Raw genomic sequence first — 1823 nt, forward strand, 5'->3', positions numbered from 1 at the left:
GAACACGGTGCAACTCCCATCGATCTGGTGGCAGAGTTCGGCGGCGCACCAGATACGCGCGCGTCCGCGTTCTGGCTGTGCGAGCGCATGTCGGTGTCGCCGGAATCTCTGGGCTGGGAACAACGCCAGCCCGTGACAATCAGCTTCGGCAAGTCGTTGCCTGCGCCTGTCCCTGCCAACGATGACGATGAGGACGCCGAGCCGGTCTACATCGAAGATGCCCCCGTTGCAGGGCTTCCTGTCAGCTTGTGCTACCCACCCGGGGCGGTAGGCGACTTCGCCCGTTTCATCACCGACGTGGCGCGATTCCCGTCACCGCCTCTGGCATTGGCAGGCGCGCTGGCCCTGACCGCGGCGCTGATTGGTCGCCGATACAAGGGTCCAACTGGATTGCGGTCCAACGTATATCTGGTGGGACTGGCGGACAGCGGTCATGGCAAGGACATCACGCTACGCGCGCCCGTCGCCATCGCAGGCAGCACGCCTGCTGGTGATCGTGTCATCGACAAGTTTTTCATCGATGACCTGGCATCGGTTCAGGGGCTTGCCACACGCTTGCGCAAGGACCCCGCTGGCGTCCTGCAAATCGATGAGTTCGGCAAGTGGCTTGGCGCCATCACCAGCCGAAAGGCGCCACCGCATAAGGAGACATTAGCGCTCGCCGTGCTGCAGCTTACGGGCGCTGCGTCTGGAACATGGGGTGGTGCAGAGCGAGCCGCCGGCAACATGGCGCGCGTCCATAACCCGTGCGTGTCGATCCACGGCGTCACCACGCCGTCGACGTTCTGGGCGGCGCTATCGGGCGGGAACATATCGGAAGGGCTGCTTGGCCGGCTGATCGTGATCGACGCTGGCAATGCACCGCCTGCGAAGGTGCGGCGTCCGGCAGCGTCGCTGGACGAAATTCCTCCAGCGCTTATCGAACACGTCGAAGCGCTAATCGGCGGCAATATCGGTGGCAATCTGTTCGGACTGAACGCCTCCGGCGAGCGCAAGCCGGCTGCCGTACTGACTGCTGCATACGGGCCAGGTGTAGAGGATCTCTTTGAGAGCTTCGACGACCGTATCCGCGCCGAGCACAAGAAAACCGACGCAGAATTACGGCCGTTGCTCACCCGCGTTGGCGAGAACGCAGCCCGCCTGGCGCTGATCGTTTCTGTCGGATGCAGTCCCGGCGATCCTGTCATCACGGCGGAGATCCAGACATGGGCCAACGCTGTGGCGGAGGCGAGCTATCGGACGATCGCCGCGGGCGCAGCCGACAATGTGGCCGATAACGACCGGCAGCAGGATTACCTGCGAATACGCAACTACATCACCAAGAAGGGCGCGGAGGGCATCACGACACGGATGCTGATCAAGCAGGTGAAGGGGCGGATCGAGCGGCGCCAACTCGACGACATCCTCGACCTGCTGCAGACCGCTGGCGAGGTGGTCTACGGCGAGGCCGTAGCATCTTCAGGCCAGAAGCGGGTTCGATGGTGGGCAGCGGATCACCGGCCAGAAGTCGTGAAGCAAGTCGAAAGGTAGCCCACCAGTGTGGGGCTAACCATGGGCAAAAGGGTGGGCAAAGGGTGGGTCCAAAATGGCCGATAGCTGGAAATGATAAATTCACCGACCCACCCTTTAGCCCACCCTTTAGCCCACCCTTTTATCCAGTCTTCCACCCTCCCTATAACAATAATAATATATATAAATCATATATTTATACCAAGGGGGGGCATCAGCAAACAGGGGCTACGCTCTCGCGACGGTTTTGGCGGTTTTTTTTCGGCATTTCATCTAGAGGTCCGCCAGAAACGGCCCCCCCCTTCAAATGGCAC

1 protein-coding gene is annotated in these 1823 nt (G+C 61.2%); it reads left to right on the forward strand.

Annotated elements, in window-relative coordinates:
* Window positions 1-1530: DUF3987 domain-containing protein (locus EV666_RS18110; RefSeq protein WP_132011050.1), on the forward strand; the 1530-nt coding region annotated here is incomplete at its 5' end.
* Window positions 1531-1823: the final 293 nt, after the last annotated feature.

It is taken from the genome of Camelimonas lactis (assembly GCF_004342915.1).
In the GTDB taxonomy this organism is placed as follows: Bacteria; Pseudomonadota; Alphaproteobacteria; order Rhizobiales; family Beijerinckiaceae; genus Camelimonas; species Camelimonas lactis.